The sequence below is a fragment of the Pseudomonas sp. 21 genome (assembly GCF_000955805.1).
Taxonomy (GTDB): Bacteria; Pseudomonadota; Gammaproteobacteria; order Pseudomonadales; family Pseudomonadaceae; genus Pseudomonas.
This window is the reverse complement of sequence record NZ_JYOA01000001.1, coordinates 588075-596671: the sequence shown is the minus strand read 5'-3', so window position 1 is coordinate 596671 and position 8597 is coordinate 588075. Positions and strand designations below refer to the sequence as shown.

The 8597-nt window shown below is 63.8% G+C and carries 7 protein-coding genes; 3 read left to right on the top strand and 4 right to left on the bottom strand.

Going from position 1 to position 8597, the window contains the following annotated elements:
* Window positions 1-104: 104 nt before the first annotated feature.
* Entirely contained in the window at window positions 105-1037 is a 933-nt protein-coding gene (locus UB43_RS02600) for a LysR family transcriptional regulator (protein WP_024765514.1), read from the bottom strand.
* A gap of 166 nt (window positions 1038-1203) precedes the next feature.
* Here UB43_RS02600 and UB43_RS02595 point away from each other — a divergent pair, with 166 nt between their 5' ends.
* On the top strand, window positions 1204-2433 hold the full coding sequence (locus UB43_RS02595; protein ID WP_045208124.1) for an acyl-CoA dehydrogenase: 1230 nt from the start codon (window positions 1204-1206) through the stop codon (window positions 2431-2433).
* 247 nt (window positions 2434-2680) lie between these two features.
* On the opposite strand, the gene UB43_RS02590 is transcribed toward UB43_RS02595, so the two are convergent.
* From UB43_RS02590 to UB43_RS02580, 3 genes are all read right to left on the bottom strand, one after another.
* Window positions 2681-2869, bottom strand: a complete 189-nt coding sequence (locus UB43_RS02590) for a hypothetical protein (protein ID WP_045208122.1) — start codon at window positions 2867-2869, stop codon at window positions 2681-2683.
* Window positions 2835-3878, bottom strand: coding sequence for a TerC family protein (locus UB43_RS02585; protein WP_045208119.1), 1044 nt, complete (start codon window positions 3876-3878; stop codon window positions 2835-2837). Before UB43_RS02585 ends, UB43_RS02590 begins: the two co-directional genes overlap by 35 nt.
* 201 nt (window positions 3879-4079) lie before the next feature.
* Complete coding sequence (locus UB43_RS02580; protein ID WP_045208117.1) at window positions 4080-5462, bottom strand: substrate-binding domain-containing protein; 1383 nt, start codon at window positions 5460-5462, stop codon at window positions 4080-4082.
* Between the two features lie 197 nt (window positions 5463-5659).
* Between UB43_RS02580 and UB43_RS02575 the strand changes: the two genes are divergently transcribed.
* Window positions 5660-5899: a hypothetical protein gene (locus tag UB43_RS02575; RefSeq protein ID WP_045208114.1), complete on the top strand. Its 240-nt coding sequence runs from the start codon at window positions 5660-5662 to the stop codon at window positions 5897-5899.
* A gap of 144 nt (window positions 5900-6043) precedes the next feature.
* On the top strand, window positions 6044-8476 hold the full coding sequence (locus tag UB43_RS29480) for a hypothetical protein (protein ID WP_156160325.1): 2433 nt from the start codon (window positions 6044-6046) through the stop codon (window positions 8474-8476).
* The last annotated feature ends 121 nt before the right edge of the window (window positions 8477-8597 follow it).

The following is an 8597-nucleotide window of genomic DNA, read 5'->3' as shown; positions in this document are numbered from 1 at the left end:
CATGGCGCGCTCCTACAAGGTTGACCGTGGCCTATGGCGTCCGGGGAAAAGCGGACGATGGCGTGGAGCGAAGCGATACCCATCGACAGGCATCGCCCCGGAAATCAGGCCCGCTCCGCCGCCTCGCGCGCTTCGCGTGCCGTCACTTGCTGGCACAACTCGATGATCTGCTCGCGCATCCAGCGGTTGGCTGGGTCCTGGTCGGTGCTCTCGTGCCAGTACAGGTGGGTTTCCAGCTTGGGCACGTCATTCACCGGCAGGTCGACGAAGTGCAGGCCATGGTGGCGGGCGAAGCGCTCGGGCACGGTGACCACCATGTCGGTCTGTTGCACCACGGTGGAGGCCATCAGGTAGTGCTGCGAGCGCAGGGCGATCTTGCGCTGCAGGCCCATCTTGCCCAGCGACAGGTCGACGTAGCCCAGGCCGCTGCGACGGCTGGAAATCTGGATGTGAGCCACCGACAGGTACTCCTCCAGCGTCACCTTGTCCTTGGCCAGCGCATGGCCCTGGCGCATGGCGCAGACGTAGCGGTCTTCCATCAGCTTGACGTGGCGCACCTGCGGGTCGGTGTTCAGCGGCGCGTCCACGGCGAAGTCCAGGCGGCCGGCGGCCAGCTCCTTGGTGGTTTCGCGGCGCTTGGAGAGGAAGCTCTCGATGTGCACGTTCGGCGCCTGGCGGCGCAGGCGCTGGAACAGCGGTGGCAGGACGATGGCCTCGGTGAGGTCGGTCATGCTGATGCGGTAGGTCTTGTTCGCCTGGGTCGGGGTGAAGGTACGGCTTTCCTGCACCGACACGCGCAGCAGCTGCAGCGCGTTGCGCACCGGGCCGATGATGTTCTGCGCCATGGGGGTGGGCACCATGCCCTGCGCGGTGCGCACGAACAGCGGGTCGTTGAAGGTCTCGCGCAGGCGGGCGAGGGCGTTGGAGACGGCGGGCTGGGTGATGCCGACTATCTGTCCGGCGCGGGTCAGATTGGCTTCGGTATAGATCGCGTCGAAGACGATGAACAGGTTCAGATCGACCTTGCTGAGGTTCATTCCAGGGCTCCCGCTTGTCATTGTTTTGGCCCGATCATACCCGAACCTGAGCCCAGGTCCATATGGGTTATGAATGTTCATCGATTCGGATAATAGGCTGGGTAAATCCTTCCCGCTGTTCTAGCATCACTCCACACAAACAACCGCCGCCAGAAGGTTAGCCCCCATGGATTTCGCTTATTCCGCCAAGGTTCAGGACCTGCGTGAGCGCCTCACCGCGTTCATGGAAGCCAACGTCTATCCCGCCGAGAAGGTCTTCGAGGAGCAAGTGGCCCAGGGTGACCGCTGGCAGCCCACGCAGATCATGGAAGACCTCAAGGTCAAGGCCAAGGCCGAAGGCCTGTGGAACCTGTTCCTGCCCGATTCCGAACTGGGCGCCGGCCTGACCAACATGGAATACGCACCGCTGGCCGAGATCATGGGCCGCTCGCTGATCGGCTCCGAACCCTTCAACTGCGCAGCTCCTGACACCGGCAACATGGAAGTGCTGGTGCGCTATGGCAGCGAAGAGCACAAGCGCACCTGGCTGGAGCCGCTGCTGCGCGGCGAGATCCGCTCCGCCTTCGCCATGACCGAGCCGGGCGTGGCCTCGTCCGATGCCACCAACATGGAAGCCAACGCCGTACGCGATGGTGACGAGTGGGTCATCAACGGCCGCAAATGGTGGACCTCCGGCGCCTGCGACCCGCGCTGCAAGATCATGATCTTCATGGGCCTGACCAACCCGGACGCGCCGCGCCACCAGCAGCACTCGATGATCCTGGTGCCCACCGACGCCCCCGGCGTGAAGATCCTCCGTCCGTTGCCGGTGTTCGGCTACGACGATGCCCCGCACGGCCACGCTGAAGTCCTTTTCGAGAACGTCCGCGTGCCCTACGAGAACGTCCTGCTCGGCGAAGGCCGTGGTTTCGAGATCGCCCAGGGTCGCCTCGGCCCTGGCCGCATCCACCACTGCATGCGCTCCATCGGCATGGCCGAGCGCGCACTGGAACTGATGTGCAAGCGCTCCGTCAGCCGCACCGCCTTCGGCAAGCCGCTGGCGCGCCTGGGCGGCAACATCGACCACATCGCCAACTCGCGCATCGAGATCAACCAGGCCCGCCTGCTGACCCTCAATGCCGCATACATGATGGACAAGGCCGGCAACAAGTTTGCCCAGAGCGAGATTGCCCAGATCAAGGTCGTCGCGCCCAACGTCGCCCTGCAGGTGATCGACCGCGCCATCCAGATGCACGGCGGCGCCGGTGTCTCCAACGACTTCCCCCTGGCCTACTGGTACGCCATGCAGCGCACCCTGCGCCTGGCCGACGGCCCGGACGAGGTGCACCGTGCCGCCATCGGCAAATACGAGATCGGCAAGTACGTGCCGCGTGACGCGCTGCGCAGCAGCCGTTGATTGCAAGTCCAATGAAAAAGGCCCGCTGATGCGGGCCTTTTTCGTTTTCAGCGATGCTGAAGCATCGCGAATGGATTCCCTTGGCGGACCCGACGCCCGTCTGGTGCCGGAGCGCGCCGTGCGCGCGATCGCGGGCATGGCCCGCTCCTACACCAGACGCGCTGGGCTCACAGGTTGTCGTAGAGACGCAGGTGTCGCCCAATGAACAAGGCCAGCTTGCGCTGGCCTTGTGCTTTTATGGCGGGGCTCAGGGCTCCGGCCCGTCGGTCATCGCCCGCTGCTCGATCAGCCACTCTCGCCGCGTGTGCAACTGGGCGGCGAAGGCGCGCGCGGCGGCTTCATGGGGGAAGCGCAGCGCGCGACGACCGAGGCGGACCTGCCAATAGGCCCGGCCGCGAAACTCAACGGCTTCGATCCTCACCTCCAGCGCTTGCATGGATGCTCTCCTGGCTGACGATTTCCAGCGGCTCCTCGCCGGTTCTGCGGGTCTTGAGCAAGGATAGCAGTATGCCACCCGCCAAAAGGCCGAAGGTTACGCCAAGGGACAGGGCTGCGGGAACCTTGCCGATGAATCCGTGCAGGAAAATCTTCGTGCCGATGAACACCAGGACCAGCGCCAGGGCGTACTTGAGGTACACGAAGCGGTGGATCATCGCCGCCAGCGAGAAGTACAGGGCGCGCAGGCCGAGGATGGCGAAGATGTTCGAGGTGTAGACGATGAACGGGTCCTGGGTGATGGCGAAGATCGCCGGCACGCTGTCCACCGCGAACACCAGGTCGGCCAGCTCGATCAGGATCAGCGCCAGGAACAGCGGGGTGGCGTAGCGCACCAGCTTGCCCGAGGCATCCGGCATCTTCACGAAGAAGTGGTGCTCGTGGAGGGTGTCGGTCATGCGGATGCGCTTGCGCAGGAACTTCAGCACCGGGTTGTTGGCCAGGTCCGGCTCGGCTTCATGCTTGGCCAGCAGCATCTTCACGCCGCTGAACAGCAGGAAGGCGCCGAATACGTACATGATCCACTCGAATTCCTTCACCAGCGCGGCACCCAGGCCAATCATCAGCGCGCGCATGACGATCGCACCGAGAATGCCCCAGAACAACACCTGGTGCTGGTAACGGCGAGGAATGCCGAAGAAGCCGAAGATCATCGCCATGACGAACACGTTGTCCATCGATAGCGACTGTTCGACGAGGAAGCCGGTGTAGTACTCCACCGCGCTGGTGGCGCCGAACTCGTACCAGACCCAGCCACCGAAGGCCAGGCCGCAGGCGAAGTAGCCGGCAGAGAGCATCAGACTCTCGCGCACGCCGATCTCATGGTGATCGCGTTGCAGGACGCCCAGGTCGAGTACGAGGAGAAGAATCACGATGGCCAGGAAGGCCAGCCAGAACCAGGTGGCGGTTCCGAGGAATGGTTCGGTCAAAAAGGCGTGCAGAGCTGTCATTTGGCCCCTCCCTTAGTGTCGTTGTCGAAAAGTGACTCCGACATGGCGGTTGGCAACCGTCAGAGGGGCCCGGCGTCACTGGCGGGAAAATAGCAGAGCGCCCGACAGAGACAAGCGAAGGAACGTAACAAGTTCCTACATCATTTCCGGATCGGGCGATCAGCTTCCTTCAGACAGTCTAGACGCTGATCGCCAGGGGGATCAGTAGACCCAGACTTCGACGCGGCGATTCTTCACCCGTCCGTCGTTGTCGCTGTTGGCGGCCACCGGCAGGGCATCGCCCATCCCGCTGATCTCGCGGAACATCACGCCTTCCTTCGCCAGTTCACGGCGCACGGCCATGGCGCGCAGCTTGGAAAGCAGTTCGGCGCGCGCCGGGTCCTGCTTGGGATCGCCGAAACCGACCAGCACCGCCTGCCTGTTCATCTTGCCGTTCTGTTGCAGGTAGGCGATCAGCCGGTCGATGTCGCGCTGGGCCTTGTTGTCCAGGGTGGCGCTGCCTTCGCGGAAACGGAAGTTCACCGACAGGCGCTCGGCGTCACGGGCCAGGGCCTGGTAATTCTCCGGCATGCTGGCACGCGGGGCCATCTTCACCGCCTGCACGCGCTGGCCGACGAAGCCGCTGGCGCTGACCAGGGCCTGGCCCCTGTCGCCCTGGGCGAACTGCAGCAGGGCGCGGGCCCAGCGGTTCGGCTCCTCGGGTTTCATGTAGAGGAACAGGCGGCGCGACAGCGGGTAGTCCTCGGTCGCGATCAGGGTGGTGGACGGCGGCATGGCCTGGGAGTCGCCGTCGGCTATACGCAGCGCCTTGGACTTCTGGATCGACGACAGGCCGACGAAGCCGATGCCCTGCGGGTCCTTGCTGACCTCGGCGGACAGCTGGTCGCTGGACTCGAAGCGCTGTACGCCGCTGGCCAATGCCTTGCCGTGGCTCGCCAGGACAAGCTCCTTGAAGGTATCGAAGGTGCCGGAGTTGTCGTCGCGGGAATACAGGCGGATGGCACCGCCGCGTCCACCGATTTCTTCCCAGGTATTCACCTCGCCCGAGAAGATTTTCGCCAGCGTATCGGTGGTCAGTTCGTCCAGCGGGTTCGCCGCGTTGACGATGATCGCCAGTCCGTCGATGCCGATCACCTGCTCGGCCTTGGCGCTGCGCAGGTTGCCCGACGCTGACAGGCCTGCGGCCTCGGTGTCCTTGATCGGGCGCGAGGCGGCGGCCAGCTCGGCGGTATTGTCTTTCAGGGCGACGAAACCGGTGCTGGAGCCATGGGCGGCCAGATCAATGATGGCCTGCTTGCCGTCCTGGGTGCGACCGATGATGCGCTGCTCGTTCTCTGCCTTGCCCGGCGTCGCGCTGATGTCGCCGTAGCCCTCGCTGACCAGCAGGCCCTTCACCAGCTCGGGCAGCAGGTGCGCACCGATGGTGTTGGAGCCCTGGATGCGCAGTACCGGTTCTCCGCCCTGAGACGAGGGCAGGGCAGCGAATGCCGACCAGGGGAACGCGTAGCAGATGAACGCAATGGTGAGCCAGGCGATGGTGACGGGCCAGGGTTGGGCATCGCTGGGGCTCGACTTGTACTGCATGGGTCAACTTCCATTTTAGGCATCGTTGGCGCGGCAGATTAAGTCGAAATCATTGCATCGATATGACGCTTCGCAGCAGGACAGAGCGGTTCCGGCTGCCTTCAGACATGACTGTTGGATTGTCGGAAGTTTCCGATTTCGATGCCTTTTGTCCGCGGCTATACAGGTCACTCGAATCGACCGTGGCGGAGAACGAAATGGACGAGACCCTCGACTTTGCGTCGGTCCTGATGAAGCTGGTGCTCATCCTTCTGGTGGTGCTGATGGCCGGCACCCTGGTCATCGCGCCGGAAAGGGCGCTCGCGGTGGCAGCCCCGATGCTCCTGCTGTTAACCCCGCTTTTCGTCCTGGTGTTGCTGCTGGATCTCGCGAGCCTCTTTCAGCGTTTTTCCGACACCGGGGCCCGAAAGCGCATGCCGCATTGGCGCCACGACTGAGCCGGGCCTGGCCGGTGCTGATGACGAAAGGGCGCTGACGAAGTGATGGGAAAAATCTCCAGGCTCATCAGGGAAACCCGATAACGCCAGATTTCCGGTCAGGAGAAACTTGCGCCGTTTCAACGTCCCCGCCGGAAAGTGATCATGACTCAATCCCAACGTGCGCCAGCCCCGGCTGGTTCAGAGCATCGCGTCAAACCGGCCGCCCTGGCCCTGCATGTCGCCTCTGCCGCTTCCTGGGGACGTCCTTGGCGGCGTCGTGCATTGAGTCTGCCGGCGCCCCAGGCATTGACCTTCCAGGGTATTCAGCTGCCACTGCAGCCGCTGCGTTCCTGGCTGCACTTGCTGTCCAGGGCCGGAATGCTGGGCGTGCGGCCCCCTGTCGCCAGTGTCCTGAGGCGTCCGGAGGAGGATGAGGATGTGCCGGCCAGGATCGAGGACCTCGGTTTCGAACTGGCCACCGAGATGATCCTCGACTTCGCGAACTTCGCCCGGCAGCCGCGGTTCAACGCCGCCGAGCCGCTACCGCCAGAGCTGGAGAGTTCCGACGTCGATGAAGCGTCTGGGAGCGAATCCAGTGCCGGTATCGACGAACTGCGTGCGCTTGGAATCGCCGGCAGTGTTCCGCTGGAGTCCGTGGACCAGGAGTTCCTGAACATTGGCACCCACGAGGCGCTGGAAAGTCCCGAGCCTGTTTCGGATCGCCAGGAGCAGGTTGCCGCGTCGACCGCGATGCAAGAGCCGATGGTTGCAGTGGATGAGCTTCGGACCGTGGCGAGTGCAGATGCAGCGGGCGTCCCTGTCCTGGCCGATGGGCCTGAGTCCGGCGCAGCGCAGGTTGCGCAGCAACTCCCGGAAAGCGTCGAGTCGTCGGAAAGCTCGTTGCCCGACGCCGTTGCTGCGGTGGAGCCATCTGCAGCCAGCGTTGTCGAGCCGCACGCTCAGGAAGTCGCCCTTAACGAAATGCCGGAAATGGAAGCGCCAGTGGCAATTACTGAAATGGAACCCGAGCTTGAACCGGCTGCGGATGTGGCAGCGGAATCCGCACCACGGGACTTCGCCGTACCGGACGATGTCGTGCAATCGCCAGCGATCGAGGTTCCCGGTGAGCAACTGCAATCGCAGATGAATGGCCTGGCACAGGAGCCGGAGGCGGAAGCTCCGGAGGTCGTGGAAGAGCGCGAAACCGGCATCGTTCCTGAGCCTGAGCCTGAGCCTGAGCCTGAGCCTGAGCCTGTGTTGGAAGTGCCAAGGGCAGCGACTCCGACCATTGTCGTCAGTGGTGTGCGTCTCAACCGGAAACCGGTCGTTCGGGTGCGGCCGCCTGCGAGGCGGGAGCCTGCTGTTGCATCGATTCCTGATGGTCCGCAGAGGGAGAGCGTGAGCGAGCCCACGGTCGAGGCTGCGGCCGAACAGTCCCTGGTGGCACAGGCGCGGGGCACCGGCGAATCGGAAGTGGTCGTGCCCGAAACCGTCACTGCGAGCGCGCCTATCCCCGAAGAGACTACCGGGCAACTGCAGCCGGAAAGCGCTGGAGCCTCGGTACATCCGGTAATGGAAAGCCCCGCTGACCTCACGCAGGAGCAACCCTCCGAGCCGGAGCACGAGGCTGAACCGGCGAAGCTGGATGCGCAGGTGGTCGCCCCGGCTCAGGAAGCAGCCTGCGCCGATGAGTTCAGCTTCGAACCGATGATCGCAAGTCTCGAGGACGCACTGGCTGTGCTGGCTGCGGCCAATGCCGTGCACGAAGAGGATTCCGCGGTGCAGGTCGAGGTGGTCGCGGCTGCAAGCCCGGCGCAAAGCGACTTCGCCCCCTTGGCTGCCGACGCTCGGCAAGCCGACGACAACATTCCTGAAGTGTTGACGCTTCAGGGAATCTTTATCCAGAAGGAAACTGAAATGACCGAAATGCGCGATGAGTCAATCGGGGTCGATGCCCAGGCTGCTGCTGCCCCCATCACGTCGGTGGAGTTGCAGGAAGTAGCGGCCACGCTGAGCGTTCCACAGCTCGAAGCTGATCCGGACGATGTACTGTCCGATGTGCAGAGCACCTTGAATTCTCTCGCGGGCATGGCACAGGGGCTGACCCAGCAGAAGCAGGCCGCTGGCCGTCTGCAGGAAGAGCTGGAGGAGTGGAACAACCAGCTGCAGGAGCGCGAGCGCCTGGCGGGCGACAAGGAAGAGCGCCTCCTGCAGCTGGAGAATCATCTCAAGGAGGCCAAGACCAATCTGGACCGCATGGCCGCGGAGAATAATCGCCTGCTTGCCGAGCGCAGCGAGGCACTCAAGGAGCTGGCGCAGACGGTCGACCTGCGCGACAAGACCACCATCAAGCGCGCCGAGTCGATCCAGTTGGAACAGCAGCGCATCGATGAGCAGGCTGGCAATCTGCGCAATCGCGCCAGCGAGCTGGATGAGCGCGAGAGCGCCCTCAAGCGCAAGAGCGAGGAACTGGGCGTTCGGCTCAAGCAACTGCAGAGCGCCAAGGACAAGTTCAGCACCATCGTGAAGAGCTTCAACGAGACGGTGCAGTTCAACAGCACCCTGTCGGCCATTTCCAAAACCGTCAACGATTGACCGGAGCGACCGGTGCGCCATTGAGCGCCCCGGTCGAAAGTGTCTGCCGCAGTGGGGAGGCTGGTGCAACAGGGGATGCCGAGACACGGAACTGTCCGGCTTCGTCCGTGCACCAGCGGCT